Source organism: Rhizobium terricola (assembly GCF_012927355.1).
Taxonomy (GTDB): domain Bacteria; phylum Pseudomonadota; class Alphaproteobacteria; order Rhizobiales; family Rhizobiaceae; genus Allorhizobium; species Allorhizobium terricola.
Window position 1 is genome coordinate 246393 of record NZ_JABBGK010000002.1, and the last position, 17545, is coordinate 263937.

A 17545-nucleotide genomic window follows, 5' to 3' on the forward strand; every position below is an offset into this window, starting at 1 on the left:
CGAGCGGCCGCAGGCTGCCGAAGTCAATACCAGGCGTCGGGTCTGTCGCGGGTGGTCCGCTCGATGTAGTCGCGCAGGGCCTCGTCGACGGCGACGTCGAGCGGCGGGGCCTGATATTCGGCGAGCGTCTTCTTCCACTGCCTGTTGGCGCGGGTTGCCATGTCGGTCGAGCCGGCGGCGCTCCATTTCTCGAACGGCTCGTTGTCGGAAAGCGCCGAATCCCAGAAGGCCGTCTGGTAGTTCCGCATCGTATGGGCAGAGCCGAGAAAATGGCTGCCCGGCCCAACCTCCTGGAAGGCGTCCATGGCGAGCGTGTTGTCGTCGATCACGACGCCGGCCATGTAGGAATGCAATGCCCCGCAGAAATCCGTGTCCATGACAAACTTCTCGTAGGACATCGACAGCAGGCCATCGACGAAACCGGCCGAATGCAGGATGAAGTTGGCGCCGCAATGGACCGCCGACAGCATCGACATGACGCCCTCCTGCATGGCCTGGGCGTCGGGCAGCTTGGAATTCGAGAAATTGCCCGCGCATCTCAGCGGCAGCTTCAGGCGCCGTGCGAGCTGGCCGATCACCATGGAACCGATCGCCGGTTCCGGCGTGCCGAAGGTCGGCGAACCGGAGCGGAGCGACATGGAGGAGAGGAAGTTGCCGAAGATGACCGGCGCGCCCTTGCGCTCCAGCTGGGTCAATGCGCAGCCGGCAAGCGTCTCGGCATAGGCCTGGGCGATCGCGCCGGCATTGGTGACCGGACCCATGGCGCCGCCGAGGATGAAGGGAACGATGACGGCGGCCTGGTTCGCACGCGCATAGGCTCGAAGCGCCCGGGTCATGGTGCCGTCCCAGACCAGCGGCGAGTTGACGTTGACGTTGCCGAGAATGACGCAGTTCTGGTCGACGAAATCGGCGCCGAACAGGATCCGGGCCATCTCGATCGATTCTTCTGCCCGTTCCTCCGCGGTGACCGAGCCCATGAAGGCGCGGTCGGAATACTTGATATGGCTGTAGACCATTTCGAGGTGGCGCTTGTTGACCGGCAGGTCGACCGGTTCACAGATCGTGCCGCCCGAATGATGCAGCCACGGGCTCGACTGGGCGAGCTTGATGAGATTGCGGAAATCCTCGATGGTGCCGTAGCGGCGCCCCTTGTCGAGATCCATGACGAAGGGGGAGCCGTAGGCCGGCGAGAAGACGACGTTCTTGCCGCCGATTTCCACGTTGTTTGCCGGATTGCGCGCGTGCTGGACGAAGGTCTCCGGTGCACTCGACACGATCTCGCGCAGCATGCCGGGCTCGAAGCGCACAAGCGCTCCCTCGACCTTGGCACCTGCCCGCTTCCAGTGATCGAGCACCGCCGGATCGTCGCGAAACTCGATCCCGACTTCCGCCAGGATCCGCTCTGCGGTCTGCTCGATGCGGAGCAGGTTTTCCTCGGACAGGATGTCGTAGGTCGGGATGTTGCGACGGATGAAGGGCACCCTCAAGGCAGGACTTGCGCCGGCCTCCCGTCGCCCTCCCCTCGCGGACCGAGTCCGGCGTTCCTTGCGTTCCAGTTCCTGCAGATCTCCCGACATCCGGCGCTCCCCTTGCAATCTGATTTTGATCGAAGCTAGCGGTGCTGGGAGACATTGTGACGTTGGAAAAAGTCTCGCGATGCGATAAGTTCAGCTTATGAGTAGTTTCCGTCGCCTGCTGCCCTCCGCCAACAACCTGATCGTCTTCGAGGCGGCGGGCCGGCACGAGAATTTCACCCGCGCGGCGGAGGAACTGGGCATGTCCCAGGCGGCCGTCTCCTACGCCATCCGGGCGCTCGAGGAACAGCTCGGCGTGGTGCTCTTCGACCGGGTGCACCGGGCGGCGCGGCTGACCGAGGTCGGCGAGCGTTTTCATTCCGACGTGTCGGCCGGTCTCTCTCGCATCGGTCGCGCGGCCGAGGACATCCGGGCCAAGGGCCGCGAGGTCAACGTCACGCTCGCGGCCTCAACCGCCTTCGCCTCTATGTGGATGCTGCCGCGGCTCGCGCGCCTCCGCGAAGACCTGCCCGACATCGATCTCAGGATTCAGACAAGCGTTCGTGATCTCGACCTCGAAGAAGAGGCCATCCCGCTCGGCGTACGCGGCGGCGATCCCGGAAACTGGCCGCATTACCACGCCGCCAAGCTGGCACCGGAGGTGATCAGCGCGGTCGCGAGCCCCGCCTTCATCGAGCAGAACGGCCCGGCCGACACGCCCGAGTCCCTGACGCGGCACAGGCTGATCTGGCTCGAGGAACCGGTGCGGCAGGCCTGCAACTGGCCGGAATGGTTCGCCAGCGCGGGCATCGCCTATGCACCAAAGGGGCGACGGCTGGCGATCAACGACTATGTGCTGGTCATCCAGGCCGTACTCGCCGGCGAAGGCATCGCCCTCGGTTGGAACCATCTCATCGAGGGGCAGGTGCGTTCAGGGCAGCTCGTCCAAGTGGGCGGCCATGCGCTGGATACCGGACACGCCTTCTATGTGGTGTGGCCGCGCTCGCGCGAGCTGACGCCGTCGGCCGCCAGAGTGCGGGACTGGCTGCTGTCGCAAGGGGAAAAGCCGGCGATCGGACATGACGGCACCGGCTGAAACGTTTCAGGCCGTCGCCCTTTCGACAAGCGCAAACTCGTGGTGGTGGTCGTTGAGATAACGCAGCGTGGCAGCGGCGTCCGCCGGCTTGCCGAAGTAATAGCCCTGGCCCATGCCGCAGCCGAGACGGCGCAGCTTTTCGGCTTCCGCCGCCGTTTCGATGCCTTCCGCGACCACTTCCAGATCGAGGCCCTCGCACATCGTCACGATCGCCTTGATGATGTGTTCCGAGGTGCGGTCGGTGGTGATGGCCGAGACGAAGGCGCGGTCGATCTTGACCTTGTCGAAGGTGAAGTCGCGCAGGCGCCCGAGGCTGGACTGGCCCGTCCCGAAATCGTCGAGCGAGATGCGGATACCGGCTTCGCGCAGTTCGTCGATGATGCGGCGAGCGGTGTCCGCCGAGGTCATCACGGCGGTTTCGGTGATCTCGAGTTCCAGGCGGCGCGGGTCGAAACCGACGCTGGAGAGGATCGACAACGTATTGAACGTGGTGCGCGGATCCATCAGCTGGGCCGAGGACAGATTGAAGGAGAGGAACAGCTCACGCGGCCAGGCGAGGGTTGCTTCGGCCGCCTTGCGCAACAGGGTCTCCGACAGCATGTCGATGAACCCCCGTTCTTCGGCGAGCGGCACGAAGATGGCGGGAGAAACGAAGCCGAGATCGGGATCATTCCATCGGGCGAGCGCCTCGAAACCGACGACGCGATTGTCGGACAGGCGGACGATCGGCTGGAAGTGCACGTCGACATTGTCGTTGATGATGGCGTTGCGCAGCGCCTGCTCGAGCTGGGTGGCGCGCCGCATCTCTTGCGCGATCTCGCGGGAGTAGACGGTGATCTGGCCGCGACCGCGGCGCTTGGAGCGATAAAGGGCGGTTTCCGCGCTCTTCATCAGCTCCTCGAAATCGGCACCGGCAAAGGGATAGACCGCAAAGCCGAGCGAGGCGGAAAGACGGACGTTGCGATCGCCGAGGTCGTAAGGCGCGGAGAGCACGTCCTTGATCATCTGGCCGGTACGCTCGGCACCGACGCGCTCGAAGACCAGCGGCAGGATAATGGCGAACTCGTCCCCGTCATGGCGGGTCACGGTCGCGCCATCGGGAACGCAGGCCTTCAGGCGATGAGCGACCTGGCAGAGGATTTCGTCGCCGGCCACCGAACCGAAAAGATCATTGATCGGCTTGAAGCCATCAAGGTTGACGATGCCGACGGTGAAGGGAGCGGGATCGGCGGCACGCTCGCTCGCCAGCAGGCGCACCTTGTCGCGCAGACGGTAGCGGTTGCCAAGGCCCGTGAGCTGGTCGGTATAGGCCATTGCCTGAAGCTCGTTCTGGCTCACTGGTGGCAATGTTGTTCCCGCAGAGCCCATGGGCACATCCTGGATTGAGATCTTTCGACGCTACCGAGGATGGGTGTCAAACATTAAAAAAATAATAGCAATTCCGTAGCCTTGGCTATGGATTCTGGCCCATGATTTAGGGGGTTGACAGTGATCGTCAGCCGGCCGAGACGCCCTTCAGCGCCGGGGCGACGCGCGAGAGCACGGCTTCCACGGCATCGGGGCTCAGCGGCTTGAGGATGACATCATCCATTCCCGCGGCAAAACATTCTTCGCGGTCGCGCTCGAAGGCCTGGACGAGGACGCCGACGATCGGGGTTGCGCGGGCCGAACTCAGGCCCAGTTCGCGGATGCGGCGGCTTGCCTCGAAGCCGTTCAGCCGCGGCAGCGTGATGTCCATCAGCACGATGTCCGGCTGAAGTTCAAGCCAGAGCTTGACGACCTCCTCGCCGTCGGCAGCGATGCGGTAGGAATAACCCAGTCCCTCGAGGATCTGGGAAAAGACGATCTGGTTGATCTCGTTGTCCTCGGCGACCAGCACCAGAGGCGCCGTTGCGACCGGCGTTGCAGCTTGGGGTTCGGACGTCGAGATTTCCCAGTCGTCGGCCGCGCCGTCCGGATCGAGACCGGCAAGCCGCTCCATCACCAGGAAGGCGAGTTCGGTGTCGAGCTGGAAACCGTCGAGCGTGATCGTCGCGGTGCCGAAGGTCTCGGCGATCTCCAGGCATTTTACATCCATGTCGGTATCGACGATGACGAGGTCGATCACCACGCCGACAGATCGCGCCACACTCAGGAAAGCTTCCTGCTCGCCGGGATCGCGAACGGCGCAGGCGTCGATGCCGAGGCGCTGAAGGGTCTTCAGCGCCTTGCTTTCGAATTCGACGTTGCCGGTGATCAGCAGGGCCTTTCGGCCGATGTTGGCGGCGGGGATCGCCGGGCGCACAGGATCGTTTTCGGGAAGCAGCGGGAGCGCAGGACCAAGCGGGGCACCGGGTGCGGTCTCGCTGCCGACGGCGGCCACGTCATCGAAGCTCGTGACGATGAAATAGCGACCGGGCTTGCCGACCCGCTGGCTGCGCAGCACGACGCGGCGGATGCCCGCAGCGCCCGCCGGAAGATCGACGGAAACGGCGGACGGCGTTCCGGTCTCCAGAATGTGGCGTGTGACACCCTGAAGGCGGCCCGCGACCTCGTCGGCGAAGGCGCTCGCGAGCGTGCCGCCGAGAATGCTGTCGGCGGAAATCTCCATCCAGGCGCAGAAAGCCTTGTTGACCGCGACCATGGCAAGGTTGCGATCCTGGACGAAGACCGGTTGCGGCAGGTTGTCGAGGATTTCCTCGGTGAGCTGCACCCGTTCCATGTCGGCGCGCCACTGTTCCTCGCGCTTCTTCTGGTCGGTGATGTCGGTGATGACGCAGACGCCGAAACCCGACGGCAGGCGACGCTTGGAATAGCGTGTCCAGCGATTGCGGCCGTCGAGCTGCTGGACTTCGGAGCGCTCGCGCCAGTGGGCGGCGATATGTTCGGCGATCCATTCCTCGCGGCTCTGGACGATCTCGCCCTTGCCAGCGGTCGCGGCATCGCGCCAGCCGGCATCGTAGAGCGCACCGAGATAGTCGCGCAGACGGGTTCCGGGGCTCAGGAACTCTGCAGGAATCGGAAAATAGTTGCGGATCAGTCGGCTTGCGTAGATCAACTGGTCATTGCGGTCGTAGACCACGAAGGCAACGGAAAGCGCCTCGGACACGGCGTCGAGCATGGTCGTCTGCATTGTCGCATCCGCACCCCCGCTGACCATTGCGTCGTTCCCTTTCGGCCTGTCTTCACCAGGAACTGGTGCAAACTCTTTCACACTACCGCCTCAAAACACTGAAAAGCGTACGCCAGACAGTCGAATCCATAGGTATTTCGTCACGCCGAAACATGCCGGGAGAATTCGCTTGAGGCGGCAGAGGGTGAGATGAAGGACGTTCCGGCAATCGTCCTTCCCCTGCCGGCGGAACCGGCCCTGCCTTTGAAAAACATTTCAAGTCAGCGTTGAAACTATCCGCCTTAACTTAAAACCAGCTTAATGGAGTTGCCTGCCTTTGCCCCTTCCGTGCACAGGTTCAGTTACCGCTTCCATCCTGCCCGCGAATCCCCGAAAATAGAAAAATGGTCATCAAGCAGCTCTCGGAAACCCTCATCAACCAGATCGCCGCCGGCGAGGTCATCGAACGACCGGCCAGCGCAGCGAAGGAATTGATCGAGAATGCCATCGATGCCGGTGCCACCCGCATCGAGATCGCCACCGCCGGCGGCGGCAAGGGCCTGCTCCGGGTCATCGACAATGGCAGCGGCATGGCGCCCGAGGACCTGGAACTCGCCATCCGCCGGCATTGCACGTCGAAGCTCAAAGACACGCTGTTCGACATCCGGTCGCTCGGTTTTCGCGGCGAGGCCCTGCCCTCGATAGGCTCGGTCGCGCGGCTCAGCATCACCAGCCGCAGGCCCGACAGTACCGAAGGCGCGGAGATCACCGTGACCGGCGGCAAGGTTTCGGCGGTGAGGCCGGCGCCTGCCAATCCCGGAACCACGGTCGAGGTGCGTGACCTGTTTTTCGCGACGCCGGCGCGGCTGAAGTTCCTCAAGACGGAAAAGGCCGAGGCGGCCGCGATCACCGAAGTGGTCAAACGCATGGCCATCGCCTTCCCGGCCATCCGCTTCGTGCTGTCGGGCAGCGACCGTTCGACGCTCGAACTGCCGGCAACCGGCGACGACAGCCTCGCCCGCATCGCCCAGGTGCTCGGCAGCGACTTCCGCGACAATGCGATTGCGCTCGACGCCGAGCGTGAGGACGTCCGGCTCGGCGGTTTTGCCGGCCTGCCGACCTTCCATCGCGGCAATTCGGCTCATCAATATGCCTTCGTCAACGGCCGTCCGGTGCAGGACAAGCAGATCCTGTCGGCGATCCGCGGCGCCTATGCCGAGACCATGCCGCAGGGGCGCTATCCCGTCGCCGTGTTGTCGTTGACACTCGATCCGGCACTGGTCGACGTCAACGTGCACCCGGCCAAATCGGACGTTCGCTTCCGCGACCCCGGACTGGTGCGCGGCCTGATCGTCGGGGCGATCCGCGAAGCGCTGAAGCGGGAGGGCGACCGGGCCTCGACCACGGGTGCCGAAGGCATGCTGCGCGCCTTCAGGCCCGGGTTCCGCCCCACCCCGCCGCCCGCGCCATCAGGCGCAGGTTGGAGCTACCAGTCGTCTCCCTATCGTCCCTTTGCGGGCCAGCCGACGAACGCCGCGACGGCGTTTTCGCAACCGGGGTTCTCCGAGCCGCTGCAGGCGCGGTTCGGCGAAACCGAAATGCCCACTGCTCGGAGCGAGGCTTTCGTCGCGGCCGAAAAGCCCGCCACCGAGACGGCAACCTTTCCCCTCGGTGCGGCCCGCGCCCAGGTGCATGCCAACTACATCGTCTCTCAGACCAAGGACGGGTTGGTGATCGTCGACCAGCACGCCGCGCATGAACGTCTGGTGTTCGAGCAGATGCGCAAGGCGCTTTCCGGCCGGCGGCTTCCCTCGCAGGGCCTGCTGATCCCCGAGATCGTCGACCTTCCGGAAGAGGATTGCGACCGGCTTATGGTCCATGCCGCCTCGCTGGAACAGCTGGGGCTTGCCATCGAGCGCTTTGGCCCCGGCGCCATCGCGGTCCGGGAAACGCCCGCCATGCTGGGCGAGATGGACGTGCCGGGACTGATCCGCGAACTCGCCGACGAAGTGGCGGAATGGGATACGGCTCAGGGGCTCTCGGCCAAGCTCGAACATGTGGCGGCAACCATGGCCTGCCACGGCTCGGTGCGGTCAGGCCGGCAGCTCAGGGTCGAGGAAATGAATGCGCTGCTGCGCCAGATGGAGGAGACGCCGGGCTCCGGCCAGTGCAATCACGGCCGGCCGACCTATGTCGAGCTCAAGCTTTCCGACATCGAACGCCTTTTCGGGCGTAGCTGAAAAGTCTGGAAATCCGGACGATGGCGCGCTATGGCAGTTTTGTTACACGCAGGAGATCGATCCAGATGAACCGTTTTGAAGGCGGAAGCCGGGAAGCCAAGATCCGCTATCTCGATGCGGACTTCCAGATCCTTTCGCCCGGGACTTTCGTCACCTGTGCGATCACCGGACAGCCGATCCTCGTCGACGAGCTGAAATACTGGAGCGTGGCACGCCAGGAACCCTATGTGGATGCCGCCGCATCGCTGGAGGCGGAAAAGCGCGCCGGCGCCCTGCCCAACCAGAAGCGTTGAGGCCTCAGGCCATCAGCGTCCGGCCGTCCTGAGCCGCCGGGCGCGAAAGGCATCGATTGCCCGGTCGATAACCCGGCCCGGCGCATTCGGATCATCGAACTTCATTTCCACGTCGACCACGCCTACTCGGCTCAGCAGTTCCGCCGCCTTGCCGTGCCCGCCGATCAGACGCACCTGGTCCTTCGCCGTGGTGACGAGCTGCAACGCGGCGGCATCGGCCCGGGCGAGAAGATCATCAATCTCGTCGTCACTCAGATGATGGTGATCCGGGAAACCCTGGGTCTGGGCAACCTCGGCACCGAGCTCATCCAGCGTGCGATAGAACTTGCCCGGATCGGCAATGCCGGCGAAGGCCAGCACGCGGCGCCCGGACAGGGCGTCGTTGCGCTCCGGTTCGAGGCGGGCGACCATGACCTGTTTTCCGGCGCGCGCGGCCTGGCGCACCAGGAGGTCCGCAGCATTGCCGTTTCCGACTTTCAGGATCGCGTCTAGGTGGCGCATCTGGACGGCGATCGGCGCCCGCACCGGACCACCCGGAACGATATGGCCATTGCCGATGCCGCGCTGGGTGTCGATCACCACCAGGGCGAAGTCGACGGCGAGCCGTGCGCTCTGGAAGCCGTCATCCATGATGATGATGTCGGCCCCTTCCTTGACCAGGCGCTCCGCGCCTGCCACCCGGCGGCGCGAAATCACGGTCAGGGCTTCGCGGGCGAGCAACAGCGGCTCGTCGCCGACATCGACCGAACGATGGTGATCCGGATCGACCACGGTGGTGACATCAAGCGAACCGCCGTAGCCACGGCTGAGGAAGCCGGGCTTCAGGCCCTTGGCCACCGCGGCGCGCGCAAGCGTAATCGCCGTCGGGGTCTTGCCGGCACCGCCGACGGTGAAGTTGCCGACACAGATGACGGGAACCGGGGGCGCATGGCGGCGCTTGCGGCCCATGCGACGACCGGAGACCTGGCCATAGAGGAAGGACAGGGGAGAAAGACTCCAGGCACGCCAGTCGGGCTTCATCCACCAAAAAGGCGGTGCTTCCGATACCATCCGGTCCACTTTCTTTCTTTGTCGCGGTCCCCCGACCGCTCGACCCCACGTCGCGGCACAAGAGAGCCCAACCGGATAGCCTTCGTCAAGCCGGTTGCGGACATCCTTCGCACGCGTCGCTCAGTTGAGAACAGCCTCGAGCTCTGTGATGTCGTTCAAAAGAACGTCACAGGCTTCCTCCAGCGATTGACGGGAGCCGGTTCCGGACAGCACTGCGACCTTGAGACCGGCGCCGGCATTGCGGCCCATGTGGAGGTCGTGGTTGTTGTCGCCGACGACCGCGACCTGGTGTGGCTTGAGGCCGGTTTCGGCGCAGAAGCCCAGCACCATACCGGGGCCGGGCTTGGAACCATGACCGCTGTCATAGCCGGCGACGAAATCGACGTAGTCGTCGATGCCGAAACGGCGCACCGCAACCCGGATCGAGCGCTCGTTGTCGCTGGAGGCGATACCGAGCCGCAACCCACGCTCCCGCAGCCGGGCAAAGAGCGGCGCAAGTTCGGTGACCGGGACGGACAGTTCAGCCGCGCCGGCAAAGAGGTCGTCGATCAGCGGAACAAGCGCATCCAGATCGTGCTGCGCGCCGGCGGCGATCAGCCCCTCGGCGATCTCGCGGGTATTGCCGGCGGCGAGCAGACTGTCGGGAACCAGCCGGCCGGTCACCGGGTCCATGCCGCAGGCCCGAAGAAGGTTCTCGGCCAGCGCCGCGTCACCTGCGGCGGCGATCAGGGCGACCTTGCGGTTCACCGGCGCCCAGCTGGCATCGAAATCCAGCAGCGTACCGTCCTTGTCGAACAGAATGCCGGCGATCTCCGATGTGGTCGTCATGATGTGCCCCTCCCCCGATTCCAGCGTCAGCCGCGACCCGCCACACGGGGCTCTAGCTTGGCCGTCACCGTCAGCGGGGTGATATAGGGCTCGAGGCCCTTCAGCGTCGCGACCAGCGCGCCGCGCATTTCCTGCATGGTCTCGGTTCCGGCGTCGATCATCTTGTGGCGGGCGAGGTCGTTCGACATCAGGAAATGGACCGCCTTGGCGAGCATTTCGGCATCGCGCACGATACGGGCATTGCCGCTGCGGACCAGCCGCTGATAGCTCTCGCGGAAATTGCCGACCTTCGGACCGGCCAGCACGGCGCAGCCCAGCATCGCCGGCTCCAGCGGGTTCTGGCCGCCCTCGCCCGTCAGCGACCGGCCGACGAAGGCGATCTCGGTGAGGCGCAGGTAAAGACCCATCTCGCCGATCGTGTCGCCGAGGAAGACGTCGACATCCGGGGTGATCACGTCGTCGCGAGTGCGGCGTGCCACCTTCATGCCCTTCTCGATCATCATCGCCTCGATCTCGTCGGCGCGCTCGGGATGGCGCGGCACGACGATCGACAGAAGGCCGGTGTGGGCCTTCAACGCCCGATGGACCATGGTGGCGATCTTTTCCTCGCCGTCGAAGGTCGAGATGGAGGCCCAGGTCTTGCGGTCGCCGATCTGCTGGCGATAGCGCTCGAACACCGCCATGTCGCAAGGCGGGGCGTCGCTGTCGACCTTGATGTTGCCCGATACGCTGACCGGCCAGGCACCGAGATCGCGGAACCGTTCGGCGTCGAGCTCGGACTGGGCGATCACCAGCGACAGTTTGGAAAACAGTGCTTCGGCGATCGAGGAATGGCGCTGCCAGCGATCGAAGGAGCGATCAGAAATGCGCGCGTTGACGAGGATCTGCGGGATGTGACGCTTGTGAAGCTCCATCAGCGTCGTCGGCCAGATCTCGGATTCGACCGAGATCGCGACGTCCGGCTGCCAGTAGCTCAGGAAGCGGCGCACCGCCGGCTTGACGTCGAGCGGCACATACTGGTGCAGGATCTCGCCATCGAGACGGAAGCGCGCGAGTTCGGCCGAGGTCACGGTACCGGTGGTCAGAAGCACGTGGATGTCACGCCGACGCAGTTCGCGCATCAAGGGCACGACGGCCAGCGTCTCGCCGACGCTCGCGGCATGCACCCAGACCAGCGGACCTGCCGGCCGATCGATGGCGGGATAGCCGAAACGCTCCAGGCGGCGGGCGCGATCCTCCTTGCCCTTCGCGGCACGAAAGGCAAGCAGGGGCCCCGTCAGAGGATAGGCAGCGATGCCCGCCCAGCCATAGGAGGCAATGGCCAAGGATGCGAGACCATCGCTCATTGCCATCGTGCGACACCGTTTTTATTCATCATGAACGCCATCGAGCCCTTTCAGGAGGCTGGCTACGCAAAAATACCTGATGCTTCAAAACTACGTTTTAAACGTGACATGCGGCAACGGTCATCGGGCACCGCCCGAGGTCGATGCCCAAAAAAGTCTCAGTGCTCGACCGTTGCGCCGCCCGGGGTCAGAAGGCGATGCATGTGGACGATGAAATAGCGCATGTGGGCGTTGTCGACGGTCTGCTGCGCCTTGGCCTTCCAGGCAGCGAGGGCACTCGCATAGTCCGGGAAGATCCCGACGATATCGAGCGCGTTCAAATCGCGGAACTGAACGTCTTCCAGGCTCGACAGTTCGCCGCCGAAGACGAGGTGGAGAAGCTGCTTGCTGTCGTTCGAATCCGCCATTTCCAGTCTCTTTCCGTAGATTTCGCGTCCACCTTCCTCTGATCGATTTCGACGGAAAGGTCAACTGCGCGGCGCGAGAAGCAGGTGTTTAAGCAGGTCCGGCAATTCGGCCTCGATCGCGGCGCAGAGTTCGCCGTGGCTTACCTCGGGGCGGTTGTAGCGCAGCGCCTCTCCATCGAGATCGACGAGGCGGCCGCCGGCACGCTCCAGGATGAGGTCAGCGGCGGCAAGATCCCAGTCATGAGAATTGCGCTTCACCAGCGTCGCATCGATACGACCGTCGGCGACCATGGCAAGGCGATAGGCCAGCGAGGGAATGTGCTCGACCCGCTCGATGCGGTCGCGGATGACGGCATCGAAGCCGGCGACGATGTCCTGCGGCGTCGCGACCTTGAGCCTTTCCTCCGGCCGGTGGGTGGCAACCGAGATCGGCTTGCCGTTCTTCAGCGCCGGCCCGTCGACCACGGCGAGGAACTCCTCGTCGAGTGCAGGGGCGACCAGCGCACCCGCGACCGGCCGACCACCATGCACCACCGCGACGCTGACGCACCAGGTCTTGCGGCCGTTGATGAAGGCGCGAGTGCCGTCGATGGGGTCCACGACAAAGAGGGTTTCGCAGGCGAGCCGGGCCGGATCGTCGTCCGTCTCCTCCGACAGCCAGCCATAAGCCGGGCGGGCACTGCGCAATCTCTCTTCCAGGCATTGGTTGGCGGCATAGTCGGCGGCACTGACGGGGGAATGGCCACCGTTCTTCCACCAGACCTCCGGCGACTGGCCGAAGTGACCAAGGGCCACGGCACCGGCCGCGCGGGCGGCTTCCGCGATCAGGGCCAGGTCGGCCTGCCAGTCGAAGATCGGTTGGGCGCTCATGGCGAAGCTGTCCCTCCTGCCGTCCCGTTCATCATGCGATCACTGCCCTGCCAGCGTCATGCCCTCGATCGCGATGGTCGGGGCGGCAACGCCGAACTTGCGATCGATGTCGTTGGCGAGCGTCACCCGCATGAACATGTCCTTGAGGTTCGAGGCAATCGTCACCCCGGAGACCGGAAATGCGAGTTCGCCGTTCTCGATCCAGAAACCGGTCGCGCCGCGGCTGTACTCACCGGTGATCATGTCGACGCCCTGGCCGATCAGCTCGGTCACATAAAAGCCGGTGCCGACCGAGCGGATCAGGTCCGCGGGCGAAACATCGCCCGGCTCGAGCGCGAGGTTGGTCGAGGTCGGGGAAACGGCAGTGCCGCCGCGGGCGCCGCGACCGTTGGTGTGCAGGCCGAGTTCGCGCGCGGCCGAAGACGACAGGAACCAGTGCTTCAGCACGCCGTCCTCGATCATCGTCATGCGCTCGCCCTTGACGCCCTCGCCATCGAACGGACGAGAGGCGGAACCGCGTACCTTCAGCGGATCGTCGGTGATGTTGAGGCCGGCCTTCAAGACCTGCTCGCCCATGCGGTCACGCAGGAACGAAGTCTTGCGGGCGACGGCCGCGCCGTTGATCGCGCCGGCGATATGGCCGACAAACCCGCGAGCGACACGCGGATCGAAGACGACGGTCAGGTCCTTGCCGGTCGGCACCTGGCGTGGGTTGACGCGCTTGATGACACGTTCACCGGCACGGCGGCCGATTTCCTCGGCTTTGTCGAGGTCGGCGAAATAGAGACGGCTGTCGAAATCGTGGTCACGCTCCATGCGCGTGCCCTCGCCGGCGATCACACCGACGGAGCGGCTGAAGCGCGACGCCATGTAGCTTCCGGAAAAACCGTGGGAGGTGACGAGCACCATGCCACCCATGCCGGCCGAGGCTCCGGCACCGGCCGAATTGCTGACCCCTTCGACCTCGAGTGCTGCGGCTTCCATCGCGAGGGCCGCCTCGCGCAGGGCATCGCTCGACACCACCGTCGGGTCGAAGAGATCGAGGTCCGGGTAGGATTTGGCGATATCGGCGGCATCGGCGAGACCTGCATAGGGGTCCTCGGGCGAAACCCGGGCCATGGCGACGGCCCGTTCGGCGAGCGCCTTCAGATCGAAGCCCGGATTGGCCGAAACACTGGCGACCTGCTTGCCGATGAAGACGCGGAGCGAGAAGTCATCCCCCTCCGAGGCGTCGGTCTGCTCGACCTTGCCGAGGCGGACGCTGACCGAGGTCGAACGGGATCGGACCACGACGGCGTCGGCGGCATCGGCACCGGCCTTGCGGGCAAGCGAGACGAGCTCTTCGGCACGAGCGAGGAGGGGCGCGGAATCGATTTGGCTGGACATGATTTGGCCTTTCATTCCCGCTCCATTTATTGTGCATTACGGAAGGCATCAAGGGTCGCGGGGCGATTCCCGGGGATGGCCCGATCACAAAGGCAGGAGACCCAGGATTTGTCGACAGGTTCCGAGGCGCTTTTCACGGAAACGCTGCTTCTGCTCGGCGGCGCCATCGTCGCCGCCCCGGTGTTTCGCAAGCTCGGCCTCGGCACCGTGCTCGGCTATCTCGCGGCCGGCATCATCATCGGTCCGCTGGCCCATCTGATCACCGGAACCGACGACATCTTCGCCGTCGCCGAACTCGGCGTCGTCTTCCTGCTGTTCATCATCGGCCTCGAGCTCAAGCCGTCGCGGCTCTGGCACATGCGCGACGACATCTTCGGGCTCGGCTCGGCGCAGGTGGTGCTGACTGGTCTTGTCCTGACAACGGTGGCCGTCGCCACCGGACTTCTGGAGTGGCGGGGCGCGCTGGTCGCCGGCTTCGGTCTTGCGCTTTCCTCCACCGCCTTCGCGCTTCAGATCCTCAACGACAATGCCGAACTCAACAGCCGCCATGGCCAGCGCGCCTTTTCGATCCTGCTCCTGCAGGACATCGCCATCGTGCCGCTGCTTGCCATGCTCTCTGTCCTCGACGGGGACCGCGGCGGAGCGGACCAGTCGCCGCTTCTCGACATCGCCATCTCGCTCGGAGCGATCGTGGTCACGGTGCTTTCCGGCCGCTTCCTGCTGACGCCGATGTTCCAGGTGATCGCCCGCACCGGCGCCCGCGAAGTGATGATCGCGGCAGCGCTGTTCGTCGTGCTGGGGTCGGCCATGCTGATGCATGCGAGCGGGCTGTCGATGGCGATGGGCGCCTTCCTCGCGGGCGTCATGCTCGCCGAATCTTCCTACCGGCACGAACTCGAGGCCGATATAGAGCCGTTCCGCGGCCTCCTGCTCGCCCTCTTCTTCATGTCCGTCGGGCTATCGATGGAACTCGACGTCATCCGACAGAACCTCCTGATGATCGTCGTCGCGGTGCCGTCACTGATGCTGATCAAGGCGGTCGTGCTCTATGCGCTCTGCCGGGTCACCCGCTCGTCCCATGACGATGCGATCCGCGTTGCGCTGCTGCTGCCGCAGGGCGGTGAATTCGGCTTCGTCATCTTCACCACGGCAGCGGCGAGTGGGCTGCTCACCAATAGCACCTCCTCGCTGCTGATCGCCATCGTCACGCTTTCGATGGCCCTGATGCCGTTCGGGCAGCTGTTGTCACGCCGGCTCGTATCGGCCGAGGTCCGCGAGGAGATCGAGGAGGATTTCGAAGGCGCGGGCGCCGACGTGCTGATGATCGGCTTTTCCCGTTTCGGCCAGATCGCGGCGCAGATCCTGCTCGCCAGCGGCCGCGACGTGACAATCATCGACGACAGCCCTGACCGTATCCGGCAGGCAGCGTCTTTCGGCTTCCGTATCTATTTCGGCGACGGTAGCCGGCTCGATGTATTGCGTGCGGCAGGCATCGAACGGGCGAAGATCGTTGCCGTCTGCACCCAGAAGCGCGAGGTGACAGACAAGATCGTGGATCTGGTACGCGCAGACTTTCCGGATGCGCGGCTCTTCGTGCGCGCCTATGACCGCCTGCACAGCATTTCGCTCCGGAAACGCGACATCGAATACGAGCTGCGCGAGACGCTGGAGTCCGGCCTGCTGTTCGGGCGACGCACGATCGAGGCGCTCGGGATGAGCGAAGAGGATGCCTACAAGATCGGCGAGGATATTCGCCGGCGCGACGAAGAGCGACTGAAGATCCAGTCGGCAGAAGGCGTGCATGCCGGGCGCCACATGCTGCACAACCGCCCGGTCCGTCCGGAGCCGCTGCTCAAGCCCAAACGGACGACGGCGCTGACCGAGGAACAGGAATCCAACAGGGATTTCAGTCCGAGCTGACCCAGACCTGCGAAACGATTCCGGCTACCCGCCGCCTCAACGGCGAACAAGGTCCTCGATCCGCGCTTCGAGATCGCGCTTGAAACGGTCCTTGATCGCCTCGTTCGACTCGATGATCTGGCGGGCCTTGAGCAGATCCATCACCCGGAAGGCATTAACCTCGGGTCTGAGATAAAGGTCCGGCTGGCACAGCTTCATCTTCAGCGCTACGTTCGACTGCATCAGGAGCTGGGTCGCGCCGAACAGGCTGTCGATGCGGTTCGGGACGAAGCTGCCGGTGGTTTCCGGGCCGCCGATCACGTCGACACCGACGACGATGTCGGCCTGGCCGATCAGATGGTCATAGGGAACCGGATTGAAGATCCCGCCGTCGATCATCAGCCGGCCGTCGCGATGGATCGGCATGAAGAGCGCCGGAATGGCGGCCGAAGCGGACAGCGCCTCGTAGAGATCGCCGCTCTCGCAAACCACCTCGCACTGGCCATAATAGTCGGTGGCGATTACCTTCAGGGGAATGCCGAGTTGGGAAAAATCCGCGGGGATCGCCTCCGGCAGGAAGGCCTTGAGGATGCGCTCCAGATTGAACTGGCCGAGTTTGAAGCCGCCGACCGCATCGCGCATGGTGGACGGGCCGAGGCTCCACAGGCGATTGGCGACCGTGCCGCGATGGCCGATGGTCTGGACCGTGTAGTCACGGATTTCCTTGCCGGTCATGCCGGCAGCCATGCCGGCGCCGATGATCGCCCCCATCGACGAGCCTGCGATCACCGTCGGGCGGATCCCGAGTTCGTCCAACGCCTCGATGACCGGAATATGAGCAAAGCCACGCGCACCGCCCGCCCCGAGCGCAAGCGCGATGGAAGGCGCCCCGGCCGATTGCTCAGTCGGAGCGACGGTCAAGGCGATGTTTTCTTGCATGGCAGACTTCCCCGGATGGAACGTCAGGCAGGCTTATAGGAAAAGAAGTACATTTTCGTGTCACCGAAGCTGCGGTCCTCGATGAAGGCGAATACGGGATCCACCTCGACCAGGACATCGGCGCGCTCCTCGAGCACGGCGATCGCGCCCGGCGCCAGCCAGCCGCCGAGATGGGCGGCGAGCAAGGCCTTTTCGCCCAGGCCCTTGGCATAGGGCGGATCGGCGAAGACGAGATCGAAGGGTTCTATGTTGGATGCCTGCCCGAGCTGGGTGGCGTCACGCCGGAGAATCCGGGCCCGGCCGTGCAGGCCGAGCGCATCGATGTTCTCCCAGAGCAGGCTGCGGCCCTCGACGCTGTTTTCGACGAACAGCGCCGACTTGCAGCCCCGCGACAGGGCTTCGATGCCCACCGCGCCGGTACCGGCGAAAAGATCGAGGATCCGGGTGCCGTCGAGCACGCCCGGATGGGCATGCGCGAGGATGTTGAACAGGCTTTCGCGCGTCCGGTCGGTGGTCGGCCGGATCGCATTGGATTTCGGCGCGGCCAGGGCGCGGCCACGAAATTCACCGCCGACAATCCGCACCG

General features: G+C 64.7%; 15 protein-coding genes. 4 read left to right on the forward strand and 11 right to left on the reverse strand.

The annotated features are described in order from the left end of the window. Positions 1-23 precede the first annotated feature (23 nt). The gene (locus HHL25_RS10945; protein WP_169590266.1) at positions 24-1577 is read right to left on the reverse strand and encodes a trimethylamine methyltransferase family protein; all 1554 of its coding nucleotides are present in this window, start codon (positions 1575-1577) and stop codon (positions 24-26) included. 97 nt (positions 1578-1674) lie between these two features. On the opposite strand from HHL25_RS10945, the gene HHL25_RS10950 reads away from it, so the two are divergent. Then, positions 1675-2610 (forward strand): LysR substrate-binding domain-containing protein, encoded by a 936-nt coding sequence (locus HHL25_RS10950; protein WP_169590268.1) that lies wholly within the window; start codon positions 1675-1677, stop codon positions 2608-2610. Positions 2611-2616: 6 nt separating this feature from the next. Here HHL25_RS10950 and HHL25_RS10955 read toward each other — a convergent pair whose 3' ends face one another. Together HHL25_RS10955 and HHL25_RS10960 are read right to left on the reverse strand one after the other, a co-directional pair. Then, entirely contained in the window at positions 2617-3978 is a 1362-nt protein-coding gene (locus tag HHL25_RS10955) for a putative bifunctional diguanylate cyclase/phosphodiesterase (protein WP_169590269.1), read from the reverse strand. Positions 3979-4105: 127 nt separating this feature from the next. After that, positions 4106-5722: a response regulator gene (locus HHL25_RS10960; RefSeq protein WP_246701779.1), complete on the reverse strand. Its 1617-nt coding sequence runs from the start codon at positions 5720-5722 to the stop codon at positions 4106-4108. Between the two features lie 383 nt (positions 5723-6105). Between HHL25_RS10960 and mutL the strand changes: the two genes are divergently transcribed. Both mutL and HHL25_RS10970 read left to right on the forward strand, forming a co-directional pair. Then, on the forward strand, positions 6106-7941 hold the full coding sequence (mutL, locus tag HHL25_RS10965) for a DNA mismatch repair endonuclease MutL (protein ID WP_169590273.1): 1836 nt from the start codon (positions 6106-6108) through the stop codon (positions 7939-7941). Between the two features lie 65 nt (positions 7942-8006). Further along, positions 8007-8234: a DUF2093 domain-containing protein gene (locus HHL25_RS10970; RefSeq protein WP_169590275.1), complete on the forward strand. Its 228-nt coding sequence runs from the start codon at positions 8007-8009 to the stop codon at positions 8232-8234. Positions 8235-8246: 12 nt separating this feature from the next. On the opposite strand, the gene lpxK is transcribed toward HHL25_RS10970, so the two are convergent. The 6 genes from lpxK to HHL25_RS11000 all read right to left on the reverse strand — a co-directional run bounded on the left by lpxK (position 8247) and on the right by HHL25_RS11000 (position 14121). Beyond that, positions 8247-9284, reverse strand: coding sequence for a tetraacyldisaccharide 4'-kinase (gene lpxK, locus HHL25_RS10975; protein WP_169590277.1), 1038 nt, complete (start codon positions 9282-9284; stop codon positions 8247-8249). A 120-nt stretch (positions 9285-9404) separates the two neighbouring features. After that, complete coding sequence (locus tag HHL25_RS10980; protein ID WP_169590279.1) at positions 9405-10112, reverse strand: HAD family hydrolase; 708 nt, start codon at positions 10110-10112, stop codon at positions 9405-9407. Between the two features lie 26 nt (positions 10113-10138). Beyond that, positions 10139-11458, reverse strand: coding sequence for a lipid IV(A) 3-deoxy-D-manno-octulosonic acid transferase (gene waaA, locus HHL25_RS10985; protein ID WP_169592779.1), 1320 nt, complete (start codon positions 11456-11458; stop codon positions 10139-10141). Between the two features lie 158 nt (positions 11459-11616). Then, positions 11617-11865 (reverse strand): DUF4170 domain-containing protein, encoded by a 249-nt coding sequence (locus tag HHL25_RS10990; RefSeq protein WP_169590281.1) that lies wholly within the window; start codon positions 11863-11865, stop codon positions 11617-11619. A 60-nt stretch (positions 11866-11925) separates the two neighbouring features. Beyond that, positions 11926-12735, reverse strand: a complete 810-nt coding sequence (locus HHL25_RS10995) for a 3'(2'),5'-bisphosphate nucleotidase CysQ (RefSeq protein ID WP_169590283.1) — start codon at positions 12733-12735, stop codon at positions 11926-11928. A 39-nt stretch (positions 12736-12774) separates the two neighbouring features. Next, positions 12775-14121, reverse strand: a complete 1347-nt coding sequence (locus HHL25_RS11000) for a TldD/PmbA family protein (protein ID WP_169590285.1) — start codon at positions 14119-14121, stop codon at positions 12775-12777. A gap of 75 nt (positions 14122-14196) precedes the next feature. Between HHL25_RS11000 and HHL25_RS11005 the strand changes: the two genes are divergently transcribed. After that, positions 14197-16041, forward strand: a complete 1845-nt coding sequence (locus HHL25_RS11005) for a monovalent cation:proton antiporter-2 (CPA2) family protein (RefSeq protein WP_169590287.1) — start codon at positions 14197-14199, stop codon at positions 16039-16041. A gap of 36 nt (positions 16042-16077) precedes the next feature. Here HHL25_RS11005 and HHL25_RS11010 read toward each other — a convergent pair whose 3' ends face one another. Together HHL25_RS11010 and rsmD are read right to left on the reverse strand one after the other, a co-directional pair. Beyond that, positions 16078-16959: a patatin-like phospholipase family protein gene (locus tag HHL25_RS11010; protein WP_169590289.1), complete on the reverse strand. Its 882-nt coding sequence runs from the start codon at positions 16957-16959 to the stop codon at positions 16078-16080. A 23-nt stretch (positions 16960-16982) separates the two neighbouring features. Beyond that, a complete protein-coding gene (gene rsmD, locus HHL25_RS11015; RefSeq protein WP_169590291.1) occupies positions 16983-17543 on the reverse strand; it encodes a 16S rRNA (guanine(966)-N(2))-methyltransferase RsmD in 561 nt (186 codons plus the stop codon). Positions 17544-17545 lie beyond the last annotated feature (2 nt).